The organism is Pantoea sp. PNT03 (assembly GCF_014852515.1).
GTDB lineage: Bacteria > Pseudomonadota > Gammaproteobacteria > Enterobacterales > Enterobacteriaceae > Pantoea > Pantoea leporis.
The window spans coordinates 218490-241351 of sequence record NZ_JACVBT010000005.1 but is presented as its reverse complement, the minus strand read 5'-3'; the positions used below and the strand labels follow the sequence as shown (position 1 = coordinate 241351).

Here is a 22862-nt window from a genome sequence, read left to right as displayed (position 1 = left end):
ATTGTTCCTTATTGAACCTGGTTGGACAGGACGGGGTTGTACGCCACCACGTCGCTCAGCGCGCGGACGGTGGCTGGCGTGAAGTCGCGGCGGGCGTTGTCGATCACCTGCTGCTGACTGATCAAGCCTAGCTGGCGCAGGGCAAACAAGCCGGGAAGATTGACGCTGCTGAAACGGGTATAACCAATGCCGCCGGAAGGGCGCATATTGATCTCCAGTAATAGCGGTTTGCCGCTGGCATCATTGCGCGTCTGCACGTTGATCAATCCATCCGCGCCCATCGCAGCGGCACAGGCTAGCGCCAGTTCAAAGGCTTCGCCGCGGTTTTCCAGATACTGCAGCGCCCCTTCTTTGCGGCGCGCCACGGCGGCCAGCACCTTGCCGTTTTCCGCCAGCATATCAACCGAATATTCCGGGCCCGGCAGATACGGCATCAGGACTAGCGGCTCCATGCTGTCGGCGGCTTCCAGCGCCTGTAAGTAATATTCGGCTTTCACCCGGCGTGCGTCGGGATGGGTAAACGGCGCCATCGGCGAGACGCTTTCATCAAACTGCCAGAATCCCATGCCATAAATACCGGTAACCGGTTTTACGCACAGCGGCAGATCGCCAAAGGGTTTACCGGCGATCAGCTCACGCAACTGTACGGGCGAATCAACGCGCAGTGAAGGCACCACCGGCAAATTCAGGCTTTTCATATGGTGGGCAAACGCGACTTTGTCATCGGCCAGATCCAGCATCGCAACATCGCGTGCGCCGGTGGTTAAGCGCGCACCGCTGGCTTCGATAGCGGCGCGATGGGCTTCAAACCAATGAGCATGTCGACCGGTATGGATCGCCTGAATGGCATATTTTTCTACGGTGGAAAGAATAAATTCGAGGCGCTGATTAATATCATCAGGTTCAATTAATGCATGATCCGCCAGAGAAAGTATTTCATTACGCGATTGGCGATGTGATGCATAAATCGACACGTTGTAGTTATGTTTTTTAACTGCAGATGTTATGCCATTAATTATATCGCGCTGGGAGGATAAACCTTCCATTAGCCAAATTTTGTGAGACATTTCTAATTATTTCCGCAAGAGGCTGGTGGCTGGATTATGGTTTGCGAGTTTATTTCTCACTTTGAAATGAGTCAATCATAATATGATTTTTTACCCTAACGTAACCTTATGAATTTTAATGTAAAGAATTGTCATGTTTAGTGCGTTGCTGGTTCGGGCTGGATTCTTTTAAGTTGTTCTTCTGCAAGGATTTATTGTATTTCATAAAATTGCTGTGAAAATTAATGCTGAACATGAATATCCTCATGTTATGATTTTGCCCTCATGGAATTTGTTGCAAATATAAAACCCTTTTCAAACCTGTTTGAAGGAATTATGACATGGTTTCATTAAGCAAGAATCAGACGGTTTCACTCAGCAAACAAACCGCTTCGCTGAATAAATTACATTTCGGCTTAGGCTGGGATCCCATTAAAAAGAAAGGCTTCATGGGCAAGCTTTTTGGTGGTGGCAGCGATTCCATCGATCTGGATGCCAGCTGCGTATTATTGGATCAATCTGGTCATGCCATTGATACCATCTGGTTCCGCGCATTAACCTCTAAATGTGGTGCGGTGAAACACAGCGGCGATAACCGTACTGGCGAAGGCGATGGCGACGATGAAGTGATCATCGTTGAGTTGTCACGTCTGCCAGCTAACGTTGAGTATCTGGCGTTCACCGTGAACAGCTTCCAGGGTCAAACCTTCAATGAAGTGGAAAATGCCTTCTGCCGCGTGGTGGATCAAAACGGCAAAGAGCTGGCGCGCTATGAGCTGACTGAGCAAGGCAGCCATACCGGCATTGTGATTGCTTCGCTGCACCGCAACGGCGGGCTGTGGGACTTCACGGCGCATGGCCGCGCGAGTGCCGGCCGTACCATTGACGCGATGCAAAACGACATCGTTGCCGCAGTGGTGCGCTAATGAATATGACGCCGGGGAGCAATGCTCCCGTTCCCGCTAATCTGCTGACGGTGCGCGTACTCGCTGGCGCCGCCGTTGATGCTTCGGCCTTTCGTCTGTTCGCCAGCGGCAAAGTCAATGGCGATGCCGATATGGTGTTCTACGGTCAGCCGGATAACGATGACCGCACCATCAGCCTGAAAAGCGAAGGGCACAACTCTGCCTTTTCTGTCGATCTTAACCGCTTGCGTCCTGACGTGCAGAAAGTGGCCTTTACCGTTACCTGTGACGGCGGCCGCAACGTGTCGGGTTTGCAACGTCTGGCGATTCAGGTGGAGCAGAGCGGTGAAGTGTTGCTGAATGGCAGCGTGGAGCTGGTAGGACGTCAGGAAGCAGCGTTGATCCTCGGCGAACTTTACCGCCGCAATAATGAGTGGAAATTCCGCTTTATTGCGCAGGGTTTCAACGGCGGCTTAAAGCCGCTGGCGGAACATTTTGGTGTGGATGTGGCTGAACCCGCGCCTGCCCCAACGCCTGCGCCTGCACCGCAGGCGTCACCGGCTCCAGCACCGACACCCGCGCCGGCAAAAATCAATCTGAGCAAAGTGTCTCTTACCAAAGAGAAGCCAGCTATCAGCCTGACCAAGCGCGATAACTTCGGTGAGATCCGCATCAATCTGAACTGGCACCGTGAAACCAGCAGTGGCGGCGGGTTGCGCGGATTGTTCGGCGGCAACAAAGGCGTGGATCTCGATCTCGGCGCCTTCGTTGAGCTGCAAGACGGCTCGCGCGGTGTGATCCAGGCGCTGGGCGGCAATTTTGGCGCTATGCATGCCAAACCTTTCGTACACTTGCAGGGCGATGATCGCACCGGCGAAGTGACCGACGGCGAATGGCTGCACATCAACGGTCGCGAATGGAGTCAGATTCGCGAGGTATTAATTTTCGCCTTCATCTATCAAGGTGCGGCGAGCTGGGACAAAACGGATGGCGTAGTCACGCTGCACATTCCAGACCAGCCTCCGATTGAAACGCGTATGACTGAAGGGGAGAACCGCCGCAACATGTGTGCGATTGCTCGCCTGGTCAATGAGAACGGCAGTATCCGCGTCGAGCGTATCAATCAGTTCTTTAACGGGCATTCCGATATGGACAAAGCTTTCGGTTGGGGATTCAACTGGCGAGCCGGCTCCAAATAATAACAGACAGAGGATTCACTATGAGCTTTTTCAACAAGGTCAAAGGGGCATTTAATTCCGGCCGCGATGAATTAACCAAACAGGTTAGCCGCTTTAAGAACAAGAAATTTATGCAAGGCACCGTCGCGGTTTGCGCACGCATTGCGGTGGCAGACGGCGGCGTGAGCGCGGAAGAGAAGCAAAAGATGATCGGTTTTCTGCGCGCCTCCGAAGAGTTGAAAGTCTTTGATACCAATGAAGTGATTGAGTTCTTCAACAAGCTGGTGAGCAGCTTTGATTTCGATCTGGAAATCGGCAAGGGCGAAACTATGAAGCACATCATGGCGTTGAAAGATCAGCCGGAAGCCGCACAGTTGGCGATCCGCGTAGGTATTGCTGTCGGTAAGAGTGATGGTGATTTTGATGCTGACGAGCAGAAAGCGGTGCGTGAAATCGCCGTCGCTTTGGGCTTTGATCCAGCAATATTTGGTCTGTAATTTTTTATCTTTTAAGGGTTCATCATGGTGTCTACGCACATTGGCTTCCCAACTGAAACAGTCGCGGTTTTCATCGCGCTGTCGGTGGGCGCTATTTTTATCGACCTGTTCATGCACCGCGGCGACAAGCCGATTTCGCTGAAAAGCGCGGCGCTGTGGTCGGTGTTCTGGGTGGCGGTGGCGATGGGTTTCGCCGGCTTCCTCTATATCCATCACGGCGCTGAAGTTGCCAGCCTGTTCGTGACCGGTTACGCGCTGGAGAAAGTACTTTCCGTCGATAACCTGTTCGTGATGATGGCGATCTTCTCGTGGTTTGCTGTTCCGGACCGCTATCGTCACCGCGTGCTCTACTGGGGCATCATCGGTGCCATCGTTTTCCGTGGCATCTTCGTGGCGATCGGTACCGGCTTGCTGAGCCTTGGTCCGTATGTCGAAATCGTGTTTGCGCTGATCGTCGCGTGGACGGCGGTGATGATGCTGAAAAGCGGCGATGACAGCGACGAGATCGAAGATTACTCGCAGCACCTTGCTTATCGCATGGTGAAGCGCTTCTTCCCAATCTGGCCAAAAATGCGCGGTAACGCCTTCCTGCTGAATCAGAAGGAAGTTGATGAAGAGCTGCAGAAGCCAGAAAACAAAGACGTAGCGATTGGTCGCGGCAAGAAAGCAGCGCTGTATGCCACGCCGTTGATGCTGTGTGTGGCGGTGGTTGAACTCTCTGACGTGATGTTCGCCTTTGACTCCGTGCCGGCGATTATCGCAGTAAGCCGTGAACCGCTGATCGTTTATAGCGCCATGATGTTCGCCATCCTCGGCTTGCGTACACTGTACTTCGTACTTGAAGCATTGAAGCAGTATCTGGTTCACCTCGAGAAAGCCGTCATCGTGCTGCTGTTCTTCATCGCGGTGAAACTGGGTCTGAATGCTACCGATCATATCTGGCATCACGGCTACAGCATCTCTGCTAGCGCCAGCCTGTTTGTGGTACTCGGCGTGTTAGCGGTCGGTATCGTACTCAGCGTGATGTTCCCCGGTAAACCCGAGGAAAAAGAAGAGAGCTGATCTTCTGCCAGCAATGAGTCTGAAAAATCATTAACCAAGAGGTAATTACAATGAGCGTTTCTCTTTCTAAAGGCGGTAACGTTTCGCTGAGCAAAGCGGCACCAACCATGAAAAACGTCCTCGTTGGCCTTGGCTGGGATGCACGTTCCACCGATGGTCAGGACTTTGACCTTGATGCGTCAGCGTTCTTGCTGTCCGCCAGCGGCAAAGTCCGCGGCGATGCTGACTTTATTTTCTACAACAATCTGGTCTCTTCCGACGGTTCCGTTTCCCACACCGGTGACAACCGTACTGGTGCAGGCGATGGCGATGATGAATCGCTGAAAATCAAACTGGATTTGATTCCGGCTGACGTCGACAAGATTGTGTTTGTGGTCACCATCCACGATGCGCAGACCCGTCGTCAGAGCTTTGGCCAGGTTTCCGGCGCGTTTATCCGCCTGGTCAACGATGACGATCGCAGTGAAGTGGCGCGTTACGATTTGACCGAAGATGCCTCAACTGAAACCGCGATGCTGTTTGGTGAGCTGTACCGTAACGGCGCCGAGTGGAAATTCCGCGCGGTAGGCCAGGGTTATGCCGGCGGCCTCGCTTCGGTATGTGCTCAGTACGGCATCAACGCGTCTTAATTATCACGGGCAGCTTCGCGCAGCCCGCATCATCCAATTAAAAGCAGGAGCTTTAAAATGGCAGTTTCTCTGGTAAAAGGCGGTAACGTTTCCCTGACTAAAGAAGCACCCACCATGAATGTTGCCATGGCGGGTCTGGGTTGGGATGCACGTGTAACAGATGGTCAGGACTTCGACCTCGACGCGTCAGTATTTATGGTCGGTGACGACGGTAAAGTGCTGAGCGATGCCAGCTTCATCTTCTTCAACAACAAGCAGAGCGCTTGTGGTTCCGTTGAGCATCAGGGCGATAACCGCACCGGTGCCGGCGATGGCGATGACGAGCAGGTTAAAATTACCCTGTCTAAAGTACCGGCTGAGGTGAAGAAGCTGGTCTTCGCGGTGACCATTTATGATGCCGAAGCGCGTAAGCAGAACTTCGGCATGGTGAGCAACAGCTTCATGCGTATCTTCAATAATGACAGCGGTGCTGAAATCGCCCGTTTCGACCTGTCTGAAGATGCGTCTACCGAAACCGCGATGGTGTTTGGTGAGCTGTATCGCAATGGTGCCGAGTGGAAATTCAAAGCCGTTGGTCAGGGCTTCGCAGGCGGCCTGTCAGCGCTGGCTTCCCAGCACGGCGTGAGCGTCTGATTCAAAGCATGGCTAACAAAGCCCCGGCTGGTCCGGGGCTTTTTACTGTCTCAATAATGGATCAAAACGACTAAGTGCTTATTGCGTAGCGACGAAGTGTCAATCGGTCGCCATGAATGGTGCCCCTAAGGATCCAGACGCAGCATGCGCAGTTTTTCCATTGGCACGCGGCGTTTTTTCCACGTTGGATGGAAATGACGCCAGTGTGGATCCTGCGCGGCGGCCAGTAACTCAAAATCACCGCGCGTATCGCCCCAGGCGCGCAGGTGATAGTTATGCAGCGGGCCGTAAACGCTTTCCAGTCGCTTGACCTTTTGCCCGCAGCGGCAGTTATGGCCGGTAATTTTACCAGTAAGAATGCCGTCTACCACTTCTAATTGGGTACCGATCAGATTGATGCCCAGACGCTCGGCGAACGGTTCTAACACCATCGCTGGCGAGGCGGAACAGATGGTCACTTCGGCGCTGGAGTTCACTTCGGCGGCAACCGCTAACAGCCCGGCTGGGCGCATTAGCTTATTCCAGTTTGCCGCGCAGAAAAGTTGCGCCTGCTGGCGAATCCATTGCTCCTCAACGCCGGTTAAAAAGGTGTGAATCAACACTTCTTTTAACTCATCACGCGTTAGCTTTTTCCGCATGCAGCGCAGCGTAGGGAATGCCAGTTTGGCAATTTTGCGTGCGAACGCGCGTTTGCCAAAGCTGAAACGCAGAAAGGGGATGAAGCTGTCGTGAATGGTCAGCGTGCCGTCAAAATCGAAGACTGACAGAACCTGATTTTCACGCGCTAAGGAGGATTCCATGGACATGTTGTTCTCTTTTGTCGCAAGCCGTAATCAATGCCACGATGATAGCAAATGGCTGGCCGATATTCTCATGCGTGAATGCGGCTACCGATAAACGGTAGCCGTTTGAAACGCTTACTCGCGGATTTTGCCCTCTTCCTCGCGGGTTTTACCCTCTTCGATAAACTCTTCGTCGATCTCTTCGGAGTTCTCACGGTTATCGCGACCAGAAAGCAGATTCCAGCAGGCAATAAACAGCGCGGCGATCAGCGGACCAATTACAAAGCCGTTGATGCCGTACACTTCCATGCCGCCCAGCGTGGAGATCAGGATCAGATAGTCCGGCATTTTGGTGTCTTTACCGACCAGCAGCGGACGCAGAATATTGTCCACCAGGCCAACCACCACCACGAAGAAGCCAATCAGGAACAGCGCTTTCCAGATGGCGCTGGTGGCGAAGAAGAAGATGGTTGCCGGTACCCAGACAATGGCGGAACCGACCGCCGGAATCAGTGACAGGAACGCCATCAAGGTGCCCCACAGCAAGCTGCCATCAATGCCGGTGATCCAGAAGGCGATGCCGCCCAGCACACCTTGTACCACCGCAACCACCACCGTGCCTTTGACCGTGGCGCGCGATACCGCTGCGAACTTCATCAGCAGGTGATGTTTCACGTAGGTTGAAAGCGGCAGCGCTTCCAGAATCAAATTCACCAGCCAGGCGCCATCTTTCAACAGGAAGAACAGCAGATAGAGCATCACGCCAAAGCCAACGGTAAAGGTGAACGTCCCTTTACCGATCAGGAACACGCTGCCCGCCATGTATTGGCCGCCTTTCAGCGCAAAGCCAGAGAGCTTCTGCTGAATCTCCTGCGCGTTGTTCAGGTTGTTATCGGCGAGATAGTTGCGTGCCCAGGAAGGCAGATGCTGCAGCAGATCGGCAAACACCGCTGGGAACTGCGCGGAGTTGTTCTGCAGCTTGGTGTAGACGGTGTTAACTTCAACCACCATTGAAGAGGTGATCAGCGCCAGCGGCGTGAACACCATCAGGCAGATAATCAGCAACGTAGCGAACGAAGCCAGGCCGTTGCGATCGCCCATTTTACGGCGCAGCAGCGACTTCAGTGGATGGAAGATCACCGCCAGAATCGCGGCCCAGAAAATGGCAGAAAAATAGGGTGTCAGCACATCAAAAAAGGCGAAGGTGACGATCGCCAAAATAACGATAAAGAAGCCTAAATTAAGTCCTTTAATACGCATTACATAGTCTCGTCAGTAGATAGGGCGAATGAACTATAGAACGCTTAACGGGGAAAGTAATGTTTTTAGGATCGATGGTTCGCTCAAGCTCGTGAAGAGAGCAGACACAAGATGTCCCGATTTGTCCGCCTGATGTCTGTTCACTGGCTGGCGCGGCAGCACTATTACGGTGATGATGGTGGCTGAAACTCACCGGAGGAAATCATGCTGGAACTACGTCCTAACTGCGAATGCTGCGATAGAGATCTGCCGCCGGAGTCGCTTGAGGCGCGCATCTGTTCATTTGAATGCACGTTCTGTGTGGCGTGCGCGGAAGGTATCCTGGCGCAGCGCTGCCCGAATTGCAGCGGTGAACTGGTGCGTCGACCGATTCGTCCTGCTGCAGCGTTAGCACGTCATCCGGCGTCCTCAACGCGCCATTTATCTTCTTTATGAGATAGTGAGCGTGCAAACCAATATTCTGCTCATGTAAACGTTTACCCTAAATAGTTTATCAGGCTGCCTCGTGATATTTAAACGTTACGCAAGCAGGGTAATTTTGAGCACGATAGTAATCACCGCCGTGTATTAATGTTGGTGATAAACAATCCGCGCCTAATAAGGAGCAGTAATTGTTAAATACTCATCAGGTTGCGCGTGCGGCGTGCTGAGATTATAAAGGTTTAAAGAGCAAATAGTGTTGTTTTTAAAGGGATATTAACCATTCTTGATAGCATGGATTAGCTGCTTGAATGCCTTATTGTTGTGTCTTTGCTGAATCTGGTCAGAGCACAGACCTTATTTATCCTGAAACAACGTTCCTAAAATAATATTTGTTTCTGTCATTTAATTTTTGCGTATTTTTCTGAAAAATAGCCCTTTTCAAAAGAAGTTTTCAATTTTAAATGGTATTGTTTGCTGGCAATGCTAGTGATGTGGCGTTGTGTGCTTCAGTTTTACCCTCACTTTTGCAGGGTTTACCCCTTTATGCAATTTCTGGAAATTGAGTTATCCACCCGATCCTTGCGATCGGGTTTTTCTTTATATTTCCCGCTCTCGCCGCAATAAACGCTGATGCGTCTCTTCGATCCCGTTAATGTCAGAAAATACACAACCGTTAAGAAAGTGACAAGTTGACGTAATTTCCTGTAAGTGTGCGGTTTTTAAGAGTTTTGGAAATGCTTTTCTGTCTCCAGTTAATCAATAGTAATGCTTAACGGCACAGCAACCGCCGTTATCATTGGAGGCAACACCATGAAAAAAACAACATTAACTCTTATTGCGTCATTTATTGCATGCAGCACACTGTTTTCTAGCGTCTCGTGGGCAGACGGCCCAGGTGACCAGCGCTGGCAGCCGCACGGCGGCGACCAGCATCAGGACCACGGACGTGGCCCGGATCGTGGCGGCGACCGCGGACCGGATCGCGGCAATCATCACGACCGTGGTCACGATCACGATCGCGGCCCGGATCGTCATGACCGTTATGCTGACCATCGTATGCCGGAAGGGCATCGTGACGGCGACCGCTTCGCCTGGGGCGGACATGACTTCCGTCGCGGCTATCCGGCACCGCCGGAGTTTCGTGGTCCGCATTATCGCGTAGATGACTGGCGTGACCGTGGTCTGTATGAACCACCGCGCGGTGAGCATTGGGCTTACATCGACGGTAATTACGTGCTGGTGGCCGCAGCAACCGGCATCATTACCGCAATTCTGCTCAACGGCGCGTTCAACTAATCCCTCCGCGGATGGCTGCGGCCATCCGTGTTTCTCTGCGCTTTATCCGCTCACCAGGTTATTCTCTCTACGACCCGTTTTTCCTTTCGATACGTTAAGGAGTGATGATGACCGTGGTAAAAATGGTGGCGGTGGATAAAGACGGCACCTTTCTCGACGACAAGAAACAGTACAATCGCGCGCGTTTTAACGCCTGCTATCAGGAAATGAAGCAGCGCGGCATCAAGTTTGTGGTAGCCAGCGGCAACCAGTATTACCAACTCAAATCCTTCTTCCCTGAGATCGCCCACGAAATTGCCTTCGTGGCGGAGAACGGCGCGTGGATTATCGATTGTGATGAAGAGTTATTCTGCGGCGAGTTTTCCCGTCCGGATATTGATGCGGTGCTGGATACGTTGCACAACGGTAATTATCCCGAACTGCGTTACATCCTGTGCGGACGCGACAGCGCGTACTACTTCGAAGGCCTTGATGAAAAGTGGCTGGTGAAAATGCGTCACTATTGCCACCGCCTGAAGGCGATTCGCAGCCTCGATGACGTGGCGGGCGATAAGCTGTTCAAGTTTGCGCTGAATCTGTCTGATGATTACGTGGAACCGCTGATGGCGGACATTGAGCGTCTGCATCAGGGGGCGGCTGCCGCCACGTCCAGCGGTCATGGATCGGTGGATTTGATCGTGCCGGGCAACCATAAAGGTCACGGCCTCGATCTGTTGGGCAAACGCTGGGGCATCGAACGCAGTGAAATTCTGGTGTTTGGCGACGGCGGTAACGATCTCGAAATGCTGCAGCAGTCGGGCTTCAGCTTTGCCATGGCGAACGCACCGCAGAAGGTCAAAGATGCGGCCCGCTTTGAAGCGCCGGGTAATAACGACGAGGGCGTTTTACAGGTGATTGAGCAGATGCTGGCCGGCAAACCGCCGTTTGTCATCTGATCGTCATTTATAGCTGAATTTATTCTTTGCTTTGCCGATATTCGATTGTGACGGAACGCACAATTCGCCGCTGAGCGGCACTTCTTATCTCAATCGTTAATGCAGTCGGTTAGAAAGGATAAATTATGTTGCCAACCCGTTTGGCTGCCCGCATGACGCTGGGTGGCCTGCTATTACTGTGCGTCACCACCGCAGTCGTATTTTCCGTTCTGTTGTTGCGCGGTCAGCCGCGCGTCATCGAAGCCAGCCATACGCTGATTGAGCAGGCCGGTAGCAATCTGGTCAGCCAATTAAATCAGCAGCTGGTGCGTATTGAAGGCGAGGCCGTCAGCATGGCGCGCCTTGCTGAAGTGTTGCCGCACGATGCCACGCTGTGGCAGCAAAGCTTCCCACAAATCATCAACAGCAGCGGCAATAAAACCATTGCCGGCGGCGGTGTGTGGCCGGAACCCGATGCGTTTAGCGCCGGTGTGCAACGTCGTAGCTTCTTCTGGGCGCGACAGGGTGATGGCGCGCTGGCCTATTCCGATGACTACAACCTGCCTGCGGGCAACGGCTATCAACAGGAAAGCTGGTACAGCGCGGTGCGTAACGGACCGCGCGATCGTTGCGGTTGGTCGGAGGTTTATCAGGATCCGGTCTCCGGTGTGAAAATGGTGACCTGCAGCGTGCCGTATGCGGCGGGCGATCGGTTTGCCGGTGTCGCAACGCTGGATGTGCAGCTGGATAATCTTGCGGGCTTTATGCAGCAGAAAGGGCAGGTGACGGGCGGTTATGCCTTTGCGCTCGATAGCGCGGGCAATCTGCTCTATTACCCAGGCCAGGATATGAAATCGCTCACCACCTTGAGCAGCCTGGCGGAAAAATCCAGCTGGCTGGCGCCGCTGGCCGCCCGTATCACCCAGTTGAAGGGCGATGGCGATGTATTACAACTGTCGGATTTTGCAGACGGCTACTTGCACAACAGCGCGCAGGTGACGCTGTTCCGCATGCCCGGCACCGGTTGGGTGATTGGCCTGGTAACGCCGGAAAGTGCCGTCAGCGGCCTGGCGCGTACCATGATGCGCGACATCTTCACTTTCCTGATTCCGGCGATGATCGTGCTGCTGCTGTTAACCTGGGCGTTTACCCAACGCATTGGCCAACGTCTGAAGGCGACGCACGCGGCGCTGGATGAGATTGCCAATGGCGATGGCGATTTAACCCGCCGTCTGACCAAAAGTGGGCGCGATGAGCTGGCGGATATTGCCGGTGCGTTCAACAGCTTTGTCGATAAGATCGCTGGCGTGATTACCCGCGTGCAGGGCAGCGGCGAAACGGTGGCGGCCAACGCATCGGGATTAGCGCACAGCAACACCGCGCTGTCGGAGAAAATCGCTGAGCAGGCTGCGGCGCTTGAGCAGAGTGCGGCGGCGATGGAGCAGCTTAACGCCACCGTGCAGCAAAACGCTGAAAATACCCGACTGGCTGATGCTGCCGCCGAACAGACCGCGCAGATTGCCCGCAGCAGCAGCGAAGTGATGGGCGAAGTGGTGAGCACCATGGGCGCTATTCAATCCTCGTCGCGCCGCGTGGCGGAGATTCTGACGGTGATTGACAGCATCGCGTTTCAAACCAACATCCTTGCCCTGAATGCGGCGGTGGAAGCGGCACGCGCCGGTGAGCAAGGGCGTGGTTTTGCGGTGGTGGCATCTGAAGTGCGCGCCTTAGCCCAGCGCAGCGCCACGGCGGCGCAGGAGATCAAAGCGCTGATTGCCGATTCCGACAGCAACGTGCTGGCCGGCAGTAAACTGGTGGAAGGCGCGGGGCAGCAGCTTTCGCAACTGGTTTCCGACGTGCATAAAGTGAAGCAGGTAGTCAGCGAGATGCGCGTGGCTGGTGATGAGCAGAGCAAAGGTATTGCGGAAGTGACGCTGGCCGTATCACAGATGGAGCGCGGTATTCAGCAAAACCTGATGCTGGTGACGCAAACCGCCGAAAATACCCAGGCGCTGCGTGATGAAGCGGCGCAGCTGGCGCAAGAGATGGCGATGTTTAAAGTGGCTGAGCAGTAAAAAATCGGGCAGCGTCGGCTGCCCGTTATCATTTAGACGATGCGCCAGGCGGCGGCAATCATCTCGGTTAACGTCGGTGCATCGTAGCTGACCCAGCCGTTTTTGCTGTTGGCGCGCGACACAATCCAGTCAACGTCGGTGGCTGACAGCGTTGGGCCTTCTAACCAGAACGGCACGATCGCCTGCTGCTGGATCCAGGCTTTCAACGCCAGCGCGGGCGGCGCGGGATCGTCCGGCAGCAGCTGTTGGCCGAACTGCGCCATCAAACGTTGCTGTTCAGCATGCTCGGTTTCTGCCAGCACCTCGAGGAACGGGAACAGTAAACGTCCGCACACTTCGCCGTGATGGAACGGCTTGATTGCCCCCAACTCACCGGCAATGCCGTGGATCACGCCCAATCCGGCGCTGCTCAGACACACGCCACCCAACCATGACGCCATCATCATCGCTTCGCGCGCGGCATCTCCACGCTCGTCGTCACGGTTTAAATCTGGCCAAGCCTGGAAGAACAGTCGCAGCCCATTAAGGGCAGTTTGCTGGGTGAACAAATTGCCTTTGCGCGACAGATAGGCTTCGAAAAGATGGGTGAAGGCATCGATGGCGCAGGTTGCCAGCACGCTGTCGGGCGCGCCTTTTAGCAGATCAGGATCGAGAATTGCGACCTGCGGCACAAACACCGGATGGCGTAGCGACGCTTTGACCTGAATATGCTGCTGATCGGTCACCACTGCGTTCTGCGTGGCTTCGCTGCCGGTGCCGGCCGTGGTGGGAATGGCGATCAGCGGCAAGGTCACCGCTTGCACTGGCGTATCACCGACTTTCTCCAGATAGCGCGCGGTATTCAGCGGGTGCTGCATCATCGCGCTAAAGGCTTTAGCCGCATCCAGCACGCTGCCGCCGCCAATCGCCACCACGCGATCAACATGGCCGCGCCAGCGTCGCACCCAGCCATCAATCTCATCTGGCGAGGCTTCATGGCTGACAATCTCGTAACCGATGATGTGATCGTTGAGCGCGGCACCTAAGCGCGTCCAGGCCGGACCATTCAGGAATGAGCGGCCGCAAAACAGCAGCGTCGGCTGGGTATTGGCCGCCAGCAGCGGAATCAGTTGGTCAATGCTGCCGCGCCCAAACAGGGTTTGTTGATTACTGTACAACTCGATCAGATTCTCACTCACCTGCACGTCCTTCTTGTTTGGCTCAAAGACCTAAGTGTAACCATAAGCCATGACACTCCCGCTGCAAACATTCTGATAACCCGCTGGCAAAAAGTTGATCACCTTCGCAAAACAGAAATTCCGCTGCGGCGCCAGGTGCTTTGTACGCAATGTTACCCTTAACATGATACCCGTAACATTGCTCAGCAGGATGTTTACTGTGGTGCACGTTGTTGATTCTCATGTCCTCTGGGATAACCAAAATAAACCGCTGCCGGTAACTTACCGTGCGCAAAAGTGGAGAAAAATTATGCCATTACTCTATGTGGCGATTGGCGTAGCGTTACTGCTGTTGCTGATGATTCGTTTCAAACTGAACGGATTTATTGCGCTGATTCTGGTGGCGCTGGCCGTTGGCATGATGCAGGGCATGCCGGTCAACAAAGTTATCGTTTCGATTAAAACCGGCGTCGGCGGCACATTGGGCAGCCTCGCGCTGATCATGGGCTTCGGCGCAATGCTGGGTAAACTGCTGGCGGATTGCGGCGGGGCGCAGCGAATCGCCACCACGTTAATCGCTAAATTTGGTGAGAAGCATATTCAGTGGGCGCTGGTGCTGACCGGCTTCACCGTCGGCTTTGCGCTGTTCTACGAAGTGGGATTTGTGCTGATGCTGCCGTTGGTGTTCAGCATCGCCGCCTCCGCGCGCGTGCCGCTGCTTTACGTGGGTGTGCCGATGGCGGCCGCGCTCTCGGTCACACACGGTTTCCTGCCACCGCATCCGGGCCCAACTGCGATCGCCACGCTGTTTAACGCCGATATGGGTAAAACGCTGCTGTACGGAACGCTGCTGGGGATTCCAACCGTTATTCTCGCCGGTCCGGTTTATGCGCGCTTCCTGAAAGGCATTGATAAGCCGATCCCGGAAGGCTTGTGGAACCCGAAAACCTTTACCGAAGCGGAGATGCCTGGCTTTGGCGTCAGCGTCTGGACGGCATTGGTGCCGGTGGTGCTGATGGCGTTGCGCGCGGTGGCGGAGATGCTGCTGCCGAAAGGTCACGTGTTGTTGCCGTATGCCGAGTTCTTTGGTGACCCCATTATGGCAACCTTGATTGCCGTGCTGATCGCCATCTTCACCTTTGGTCTCAACCGTGGCCGCAGCATGGATGACGTGATGGGCACCATCACCGATTCGATCAAGATCATCGCGATGATGCTGTTAGTGATTGGTGGTGGCGGGGCGTTCAAACAGGTGCTGGTGGACAGCGGCGTCGATAAATATATCGCCAGCATGATGCATGAAACCAATCTGTCGCCGATCTTCATGGCGTGGTCGATTGCTGCGGTGCTGCGTATTGCGCTGGGTTCCGCTACCGTGGCGGCGATTACGGCAGGCGGCATTGTCGCACCGTTGATCATCACCAGCGGCGCCAGTCCGGAACTGATGGTGATTGCGGTCGGCTCCGGCAGCGTGATTTTCTCTCACGTTAACGATCCGGGCTTCTGGCTGTTTAAGGAGTATTTCAACCTGACCATCGGCGAAACTTTCCGCTCATGGTCGGCGCTGGAAACCATTATTTCGGTGTGCGGTTTGCTGGGTTGCTTACTGCTCGCCAACGTCATCTAAGTATCAAGGCTGAGGCACTGCGCCTCAGCCGCTTGCGGTTTACTGCGTTAAGGCGCGGAATGCCGCGAGTTCCTCTTGCGGCATTCCCGCTTGTAACGCCGCGTCACAGATTTGCTCCCAGCTGTTGCTGTCGAGAGGAATGCCATCGCGTTCACGTGCCACGCGGTTTTGCTCTTCCCACTCGCCGGGCACCTGAATCGGTGCATCGCCACTTTGCGGCGACTGTTTCACCCAATCCAGGAATGATTCCGCCTCTTCCTGCATCGCAGGCGCATCAAACGCATCCGGATTCACGATGATGGTGGTCATGCAGTTGAAAATGGCATCGTGGCTGGTGACCAGCGTCTCATCATGTGTGGTGCGTCCGCCGGACAGCGCGCCGCCGAGAATTTCACACATGGTTGCCAGCGCATAGCCTTTGTGCAGACCAAACGGCATCAGTGAACCATACGGCGCCTGATGCATCACGCCCGGTTCGGTGGTCGGCTGGCCTTGATGATCAATCAGATAACCTGGCGCGACCTGCTGCTCTTTATTCCACGCCACTCGCGTTTTACCAAAGGCGATGCCGCTGGTGGCGAAATCGAGCAACAGCGGTTTGGCATTGCGGCGCGGGAAAATGGCGCAGAAAGGATTGGTGCCAAAGCGACGATCGCTACCGTTAAACGGCGCGACCATCGGATCGCCCATCACGTTAACGAAGTGGAAGGAGACAAAACCGGCGGCCGCACACTGTTCTGCCCAATGGCCGATGCGACCAATGTGGTGCGAATGGTGTAAACCAACCGCCGCAATACCTAACCTGGCTGCGCGCTCAATACCGAGTTGCATCGCCTCAAAGGCCGCCACCTGACCAAAACCGTTGTGCCCGTGTAGCGTCAGCACCGCGCCGGCGTCTTTTGCAATGCTGGCATGTTGGTTGAGTTGCAAAAAGCCCTGTGCCAGCGATTTCATGTAGCTCGGAATCATGCCAACGCCGTGTGAATCGTGACCCGCCAGATTCGCGGCCACCAAATGGTCGGCGACCAGGCGCGCTTCTTCGGCGCTGCTGCCAGCATGTAACCAAATGGCTTGAACAAACTGATGAAGGCGAGAAGGGGGAATAAGATGCAGAGTACTCATACGGTCAATCTCCTTATCATGAACAATCATGCATCCTGTGCCGAAACCAGTAATAACCGCAAGTCAATGATAAGAAGTAAAGGGCCACAACGTGTGGCCCAAAAACTCAGTGCGGCTGTTCAAAGCCCGCTTTGACCATCTGATCGCGCAGCGCGCGGGTAATTTCACGGTTTCCGCCAGTGATCGGATAAATGACATTGTTGACGACATCGTCAAGATAGTGCTCTTCAAATTCCTGCAGGGTGAGTTGCGTGCCACCTTCATCATTAATCGCTATACTGCCGCTGATGTGGTTGCCGTAATCCTTTGCCTTAAGGCTATAACGCCCCATGCTGGTATTAATCGTGCTCATAAGAATCTCCTTGTTACGTCGGCATTGATAACAATCGAGGCCTCTTCAGGCGCTATAAGTTTAGACTGCGGACAGGCGCTGAGTGCGGAATCAAGGAGAGGGAAAATCGCAGGCTGCGACCCGTCTCGCAGAATTAAATCGGCATTAAGCGAAACGATAGCCAAGGGTTGTGACCACTCTCGCAGCGCCCAGCGAAAGCAGAATGATCATCTATACTGGTTAGCAGACACGTTATTTTTCATACTTGAAGGAGCGAACAATGAAAATAATTCTGTGGGTTATCGCCATCATCTTCATCGTTGGGTTACTGACACTAACAGGCGTCTTTAAACTGATTTTCTGACAACAACAGGCACCTGCGGGTGCCTGAATTTTTTATTCAGCATAGGATTTTTCGCTGTCATTAAAAGACGCAATCGGCAGGATGAGATCGCCCAGCGTCAACGGTTTCTGACACTGTGCGCAGCAGGCGCCATGATGATTTATTGCATCGACCTGTTTGCAGTCCGTTAAGGTGTAAAAAAATTTAGTGCAACCGCAGCGGCTACAACGAATAGTCATGTCAGTTTTTTCCCCATCTCCGTCCTGGAGTATCGAGATTTATCTTATTCGTCGGGCGAGTTCAATTGATAAATTTTGTTAATTTATTCCATGCGTGAATAGTTGATACTAAGTCACTGAAAGCTATCTTATTGCTTGCCGTCATCATCACAACATGATTGCACTTTGTGTACATCCCTCAGTAATGCCTTTCCGTTTATCCGGCGTTTCAATTTCACATTCCGCATGAGGTAAAATTCGCCGTCAACCGAGAATTAGCCTGGAGATATTAAGCATGTTTTTTAATATCCTTTTGGCGATTACTTAGGAATGCGTCGTACAAGAATCTGAAAACTTTGCCTCAGGGTAGTGCATTTTTTCAGCACGAATTAACAGGAAATTAAGTTGTGAATCGGCACTTTTCTGCAGTTTTGTTAGGCTGCCTTTTGACCTCATCGGTCTCATTTTCGGCATCAGCGGTAACAACTTCACAAGCCATCAAATCAGGCTGGAACACCTTTAGCAATAACGTGTCGCAAACCTGGTCGCAACCGCAGAATTATGATTTTTATCTGCCGGCGATTACCTGGCACAATCGTTGGACTTACGACGATGAGCACATCGATAAATACAACGAGCGCCCGTGGGGCGCAGGTGCGGGCGTTTCGCGCTGGGATGAGAAAGGTAACTGGCACGGTTTGTACCTGATGGCGTTCAAGGACTCCTTTAACAAATGGGAGCCGATTGGCGGTTACGGTTGGGAAGCGACCTGGCGACCGCTTAGCGATCAGAACTTTCATTTGGGCGCCGGATACACGGCGGGTGTAACGGCACGTGATAACTGGCGCTACATCCCGGTTCCGCTGATATTGCCTTTGGCATCAATTGGATATGGTCCAGCCACTTTCCAAATGACTTATATTCCCGGCACTTATAATAACGGCAACGTTTACTTTGCATGGCTGAGATTTGAGTTTTAAGCGCTTGCGGCACGCATAAAGTGTGATCGGCATGCAAAAAATCAATATTTATCACTTTTTCATCAAATCGCACTGGACAAATGTCACCGCAATTGCTGTACTAGACGTCGACACAGTTTAGTGTCCTTTTTTCATGTAAAGGTAATATAGATGTCTAAGATCAAAGGTAACGTAAAGTGGTTTAATGAGTCGAAAGGCTTCGGTTTCATTACTCCAGAAGATGGCAGCAAAGATGTATTCGTACACTTCTCTGCAATCAACAGCAACGGTTTCAAAACTCTGGCTGAAGGTCAACGCGTTGAGTTCGAAATCACTGACGGCGCTAAAGGCCCATCAGCTGCTAACGTTATCGCACTGTAATTTAACAGTTCGAATTCTGAAAACCCGCCTTATGGCGGGTTTTTTTTATCCTTTTTTAGGCTCGCCACCAAATAATCATCCAGCTCGCTAAGGCAAGCATGCTGATGCTCAGCGCCATTAACTCATCGAAAGTGCGTGGAATAAGGTTTTTCATTTCGCCTGCCTCAGAAAGAGATTTCCCTCAGCATGCCAATGCCAGATTAAGCCAGCCTTAAGCCGTTATGACATTCTCGTGACAAGGCAGATTCTGCGGCACATCTCACAGATAACTTCCGTAACATAGCCACAACAATGCTTACTTGCAGATTTTTGTCCGGCAACGCTATATAACTGCTCAGGGAAAATGAGGAGGCAGGATGAACATACGTCAGGCACAGGCAAAAGACAGTTTTGCATTGAGCGCGTTGCTAACCGAATTAGGTTATAGCGCGACGGAAGGATTTATCGATACACGTTTGGCGCAGCTTATTCATCATCCCGATGAAATGTTGTTGGTCGCGGAACACGGCAATCAGGTGCTGGGCTTTCTCTCGTTGCACTTTATTCCGCAGCTGGCATTGGCCGGCGATTTTGCCCGCATCAGCTACTTCTGTATTGCCGAAGGCGAGCGCAGCAAAGGCAGCGGGCAGCAGTTATTGAACCACGCCGAACAGCTGGCGCGGTCACGCGGTTGCGATCGTATGGAAGTGCACTGCCATTCATCGCGCCTCAAAGCCAACCAGTTCTATGCGCGTGAAGGCTATGTGGAATCACCGCGCTATCACATTAAAGCTCTGGGTTTAGATTGAGCTCGCGTCCGCTGGCTATCACGATGGCATCGGCGATGCTGTCGAGTTGTGCAACAGGGAGCAGCGCCGCGCTGACGCGAATGAACTGCCGGCTGCTAATGCTACAGCGCTCCCCGGGCAGCACGGCGATACCGCGCGCGGCCAGCGTGATCATCGCGTACTGCTCCGATTCCACCGGAATCCACACGCTCAATCCATCACGCTCTTCCAGCACCAGACCGCGTTTCGCCAGCGCGGCCAGTAACTGCTGGCGACGCTGCGCATAGGTGGCTTTGGCCTGCTGAATACGCTGCTGAGTCTCTTCATCATTGAGCATCCACGCCACGGCATCCTGCAAAATACGGCTGGTCCAGCTCACGCCAAAGTTGCGCCATGCTTGCAGGCGCTTCACCATTTCGGCGGTGCCTGATAACACTGCCAGCCGCAAATCCGGCCCATAAGCTTTGGAAAACGAGTGCACGTGCAGCACGCGTTCGGGATAGTGGAAGCCGAGGCTAAACACCGGGCAGCGCGACAGATCGCCAATGCCGTCATCTTCGACAATGACGGTGCTGCTGTTTGCCAGCACGCGCGCCAGCTCTGCACTGCGACGCTGGCTCACGCTGTTTCCGGTAGCGGAATGGGTGCGCGGTTGATAAATAAACATCGCCGGAGATTTCTGCATCAGCGTGGTCAGCGTCGAGGGAATGGGACCTTGCTCATCGCAGGGCAGCGGCAGAATTTCAGCACCGATGTTGTCTAAAATATCCAGTAATCGCGTTGCAGTAGGATCTTCGATTACCACACGATCGCCCGGTGACAGCAACGTCTGAACGATCAGGTTCATGGCATCGAAGCCGCCATCGGTTGCCAACCAGGCTTCGGCGGGATAGGGCCAACGTGGCGCTACGGCATCCAGCAATTGCGGTGAAATCGCCTCACGCTGATAACTATTCAGTTGCGGCGATGCAATGCCCGCCAGCATCGCCTGACGTAGATCCGGCAATAACGTTGGATCCGGTGAGGCCATTGCCAGTGACGCCTGAACATTCTCGCCGTAATTGCCGATTTTCTCGAAGCGAATCGGACGCGGCATCACGCTATTGCCGCTCACCCACACGCCGCTGCGACCTTTACCCGCCAGCACTTTCTGCTTCTTCAGTTGCGCCCAGGCAGCGGAAACGGTTGCCGGGCTCACGCCCAATCGCTCAGCCAATTCCCGTACTGCCGGCATCTGCATGCCCACCGCAATCTGCCCATCGCGAATTAGCGTGGATGCCGCATGCGTGATGCCTTTCACCGAAGCATCCGTGATCTGCTGGCTGAGCCACTCCAAATCCACACTTTGCGTCATAAGAAAATCCTTTGTTCAGTAACAAATAATAGATTGTTCAGATTAGTATTCGCGATTTAGACTCAAATTCAAGCACTATTTGCTGCATAAATAATCACAGCCGCAGGGCTGGCAGAACAGACGGGGAAGGCAAAACTATGGTAACCATCAGACTGGCGGTACGTGACTGGGATTACTTCACACCGCTGGCACTTGGCGATATCAAACCGGAAGGTTTCTCGCTGGAGATCGATCGCGTTGGCACGCTGGTGGATAACCTCGCCACCAGCGATAAATACGATGCCGGTGAGGTGTCGTTTAGCCGCTTTGCTCAGGCTCGGGCTAAAGGTGACACTTCACTGTTGGGCCTGCCACACTTTCTGATGCGCGGTTTCCGTCAGCGCTGCATCATTACGCGCAGCGACAGCCCGATTACCTCGCCAGCGCAGCTGAAAGGCAAAAAGATCGGCGTTACCGGCTGGCAGGATTCGGGCAACACCTGGACGCGCACCGTGCTGCGTGAAGCGGGCGTGGAGATTGATGATGCGTACTGGTTTGCCGGGCGTTTGACTGAGGATCACCCGATTGTTGATCGTCTGGCCGGTTTTGGTCGTCCGGGGCGTATTGAACCGGCGCCAGGTGAGCGTCCACTGATCGCGTTGCTGAAAGAGGGCGAGCTGGATGCTGTCTTTACCCCTTTTATGCCGGAAGGTTTTTTCCTCGCCGATTCGGGTTTGCGTCAGCTGCAGGTGGATTTTGCCGCTGCCGAGCGCGACTACTTTAATCGCGTCGGTTATGTGCCGGGCATTCACTTACTGGCACTGAAGCCCGCCTTAGCGGAGGCGCATCCGTGGCTGCCTCAGGCGCTGAGCGACATCATCGATCGTTCGTACCAGATGTGGATGAAGAAGCGCGAGAAATACGCCGACACCACGCCGTGGCTGCTGGACGATTTGCGGCGCACCGCACAGGAATTACCGGCCAACTGGAATCAGAACGGATTTTCCGTTAACAAAAAGATGATTGCCGACTTTGCGAATGAGCTGTTCCAGCAAGGCCTAACCCAAACATTGCTGACGCCGGAAGCGATTTTCCCGGCTGCGGCGCAAGGAGAATAACCATGAAAGTAGCAATGGGACAATTTGCCGTCAGCCGCGAATGGCAGGAAAACACCGATATCTGCATCGGATTGATGAACCAGGCATTGGCAGGCGGTGCTGATCTGCTGGTGCTGCCGGAAGGCGTGCTGGCGCGTGATATCGCCGATCCTGATCTGGTATTGAAAGCGGCGCAGCCACTTGATGGTCCTTTCGTCACGCAGCTGCTGGCGGTTAGCCAAGGCAACAATCTGACCACCATGATGAGCGTGCACGTGCCGACAGAAGGGCAGAAGGCGCTCAATGTGCTGATCGCCATTCGCAACGGCGAAATCATCGCCGAGTACGTGAAACTGCACCTTTATGATGCCTTCGCCATGCAGGAGTCGCAGCGCGTGAATCCGGGGCGTGAGATTCCGCCGCTGGTTGACGTGGCGGGCATGAAAGTCGGGTTGATGACCTGCTACGACGTGCGCTTTCCGGAGCTGGCGCGTCGCCTAGTGCTTGACGGCGCGGATGTGCTGGTGCTGCCGGCAGCGTGGGTGAAAGGCCCGCTGAAAGAGATGCACTGGGAATTGCTGACCACCGCGCGTGCGCTGGAAAACACCTGCTACATGGTGGCGGTGGGCGAATGCGGGCCACGCAATATCGGCAACAGCCTGGTAATCGATCCGTTGGGCGTGGCGATTGCCAAAGCGCCGGAATCGGCCGCGCTGGTGTTTGCCGATCTCGATCCGCAGCGCATCGCCTATGCACGCAGCGTACTACCGGTGCTGGAAAATCGCTGTTTTGCGCGTCCCGAACTTAAACCACTTTGATCGCTGGGG

23 protein-coding genes are annotated in these 22862 nt (G+C 53.9%); 16 read left to right on the top strand and 7 right to left on the bottom strand.

Going from position 1 to position 22862, the window contains the following annotated elements:
- Positions 1-8: 8 nt before the first annotated feature.
- Positions 9-1067 (bottom strand): ATP-grasp domain-containing protein, encoded by a 1059-nt coding sequence (locus IB226_RS18400; protein ID WP_192236655.1) that lies wholly within the window; start codon positions 1065-1067, stop codon positions 9-11.
- A gap of 320 nt (positions 1068-1387) precedes the next feature.
- Between IB226_RS18400 and IB226_RS18395 the strand changes: the two genes are divergently transcribed.
- The 6 genes from IB226_RS18395 to IB226_RS18370 are packed head-to-tail and all read left to right on the top strand — an operon-like array spanning position 1388 to position 5950.
- Entirely contained in the window at positions 1388-1972 is a 585-nt protein-coding gene (locus IB226_RS18395) for a TerD family protein (protein WP_101763278.1), read from the top strand.
- Positions 1972-3150: a TerD family protein gene (locus IB226_RS18390; RefSeq protein ID WP_192236654.1), complete on the top strand. Its 1179-nt coding sequence runs from the start codon at positions 1972-1974 to the stop codon at positions 3148-3150. The genes IB226_RS18395 and IB226_RS18390 overlap by 1 nt, the downstream gene beginning before the upstream one ends.
- Before the next feature lie 20 nt (positions 3151-3170).
- Complete coding sequence (locus IB226_RS18385) at positions 3171-3626, top strand: tellurite resistance TerB family protein (RefSeq protein ID WP_192236653.1); 456 nt, start codon at positions 3171-3173, stop codon at positions 3624-3626.
- 24 nt (positions 3627-3650) lie between these two features.
- Positions 3651-4688: a TerC/Alx family metal homeostasis membrane protein gene (locus tag IB226_RS18380; protein ID WP_008103746.1), complete on the top strand. Its 1038-nt coding sequence runs from the start codon at positions 3651-3653 to the stop codon at positions 4686-4688.
- Positions 4689-4738: 50 nt separating this feature from the next.
- Positions 4739-5317 carry a TerD family protein gene (locus IB226_RS18375; protein WP_008103744.1) on the top strand — a complete coding sequence of 193 codons (579 nt, stop codon included), beginning with the start codon at positions 4739-4741 and terminating at the stop codon, positions 5315-5317.
- A 57-nt stretch (positions 5318-5374) separates the two neighbouring features.
- Entirely contained in the window at positions 5375-5950 is a 576-nt protein-coding gene (locus IB226_RS18370) for a TerD family protein (RefSeq protein WP_101763275.1), read from the top strand.
- Positions 5951-6075: 125 nt separating this feature from the next.
- Here the strand turns inward: IB226_RS18370 and IB226_RS18365 are convergent, their stop codons facing one another.
- Together IB226_RS18365 and IB226_RS18360 are read right to left on the bottom strand one after the other, a co-directional pair.
- Complete coding sequence (locus tag IB226_RS18365; RefSeq protein WP_101763273.1) at positions 6076-6756, bottom strand: HAD family hydrolase; 681 nt, start codon at positions 6754-6756, stop codon at positions 6076-6078.
- Between the two features lie 111 nt (positions 6757-6867).
- Positions 6868-7992 (bottom strand): AI-2E family transporter, encoded by a 1125-nt coding sequence (locus IB226_RS18360; RefSeq protein WP_101763272.1) that lies wholly within the window; start codon positions 7990-7992, stop codon positions 6868-6870.
- A gap of 204 nt (positions 7993-8196) precedes the next feature.
- Here IB226_RS18360 and IB226_RS18355 point away from each other — a divergent pair, with 204 nt between their 5' ends.
- The 4 genes from IB226_RS18355 (at position 8197) to IB226_RS18340 (ending at position 12700) form a co-directional block, all read left to right on the top strand.
- On the top strand, positions 8197-8427 hold the full coding sequence (locus IB226_RS18355; protein ID WP_192236652.1) for a DUF1272 domain-containing protein: 231 nt from the start codon (positions 8197-8199) through the stop codon (positions 8425-8427).
- A gap of 798 nt (positions 8428-9225) precedes the next feature.
- Entirely contained in the window at positions 9226-9711 is a 486-nt protein-coding gene (locus IB226_RS18350) for an RcnB family protein (RefSeq protein ID WP_192236651.1), read from the top strand.
- Positions 9712-9818: 107 nt separating this feature from the next.
- Positions 9819-10646, top strand: coding sequence for a Cof-type HAD-IIB family hydrolase (locus IB226_RS18345; RefSeq protein WP_110865702.1), 828 nt, complete (start codon positions 9819-9821; stop codon positions 10644-10646).
- A gap of 125 nt (positions 10647-10771) precedes the next feature.
- Complete coding sequence (locus IB226_RS18340) at positions 10772-12700, top strand: methyl-accepting chemotaxis protein (protein ID WP_192236650.1); 1929 nt, start codon at positions 10772-10774, stop codon at positions 12698-12700.
- A gap of 32 nt (positions 12701-12732) precedes the next feature.
- Here IB226_RS18340 and IB226_RS18335 read toward each other — a convergent pair whose 3' ends face one another.
- Entirely contained in the window at positions 12733-13884 is a 1152-nt protein-coding gene (locus IB226_RS18335; protein WP_233501651.1) for an iron-containing alcohol dehydrogenase, read from the bottom strand.
- 283 nt (positions 13885-14167) lie between these two features.
- Here IB226_RS18335 and gntT point away from each other — a divergent pair, with 283 nt between their 5' ends.
- Positions 14168-15484, top strand: coding sequence for a gluconate transporter (gene gntT, locus IB226_RS18330; RefSeq protein WP_101763267.1), 1317 nt, complete (start codon positions 14168-14170; stop codon positions 15482-15484).
- A gap of 39 nt (positions 15485-15523) precedes the next feature.
- On the opposite strand, the gene IB226_RS18325 is transcribed toward gntT, so the two are convergent.
- Together IB226_RS18325 and IB226_RS18320 are read right to left on the bottom strand one after the other, a co-directional pair.
- Positions 15524-16606 (bottom strand): malate/lactate/ureidoglycolate dehydrogenase, encoded by a 1083-nt coding sequence (locus IB226_RS18325; protein ID WP_192236649.1) that lies wholly within the window; start codon positions 16604-16606, stop codon positions 15524-15526.
- Positions 16607-16712: 106 nt separating this feature from the next.
- On the bottom strand, positions 16713-16958 hold the full coding sequence (locus IB226_RS18320) for a hypothetical protein (RefSeq protein ID WP_101763266.1): 246 nt from the start codon (positions 16956-16958) through the stop codon (positions 16713-16715).
- A 947-nt stretch (positions 16959-17905) separates the two neighbouring features.
- On the opposite strand from IB226_RS18320, the gene pagP reads away from it, so the two are divergent.
- From pagP to IB226_RS18305, 3 genes are all read left to right on the top strand, one after another.
- Complete coding sequence (gene pagP / locus IB226_RS18315) at positions 17906-18478, top strand: lipid IV(A) palmitoyltransferase PagP (protein ID WP_192236648.1); 573 nt, start codon at positions 17906-17908, stop codon at positions 18476-18478.
- A 150-nt stretch (positions 18479-18628) separates the two neighbouring features.
- On the top strand, positions 18629-18838 hold the full coding sequence (gene cspE / locus IB226_RS18310; RefSeq protein WP_007890714.1) for a transcription antiterminator/RNA stability regulator CspE: 210 nt from the start codon (positions 18629-18631) through the stop codon (positions 18836-18838).
- Between the two features lie 356 nt (positions 18839-19194).
- Positions 19195-19626 carry a GNAT family N-acetyltransferase gene (locus tag IB226_RS18305; RefSeq protein ID WP_192236647.1) on the top strand — a complete coding sequence of 144 codons (432 nt, stop codon included), beginning with the start codon at positions 19195-19197 and terminating at the stop codon, positions 19624-19626.
- On the opposite strand, the gene IB226_RS18300 is transcribed toward IB226_RS18305, so the two are convergent.
- Positions 19604-20959: a PLP-dependent aminotransferase family protein gene (locus IB226_RS18300; protein ID WP_192236646.1), complete on the bottom strand. Its 1356-nt coding sequence runs from the start codon at positions 20957-20959 to the stop codon at positions 19604-19606. The genes IB226_RS18305 and IB226_RS18300 overlap by 23 nt on opposite strands.
- Before the next feature lie 137 nt (positions 20960-21096).
- On the opposite strand from IB226_RS18300, the gene IB226_RS18295 reads away from it, so the two are divergent.
- Positions 21097-22056, top strand: a complete 960-nt coding sequence (locus IB226_RS18295; protein WP_192236645.1) for an ABC transporter substrate-binding protein — start codon at positions 21097-21099, stop codon at positions 22054-22056.
- A 2-nt stretch (positions 22057-22058) separates the two neighbouring features.
- Positions 22059-22853 carry a deaminated glutathione amidase gene (locus tag IB226_RS18290; RefSeq protein WP_101763260.1) on the top strand — a complete coding sequence of 265 codons (795 nt, stop codon included), beginning with the start codon at positions 22059-22061 and terminating at the stop codon, positions 22851-22853.
- The last annotated feature ends 9 nt before the right edge of the window (positions 22854-22862 follow it).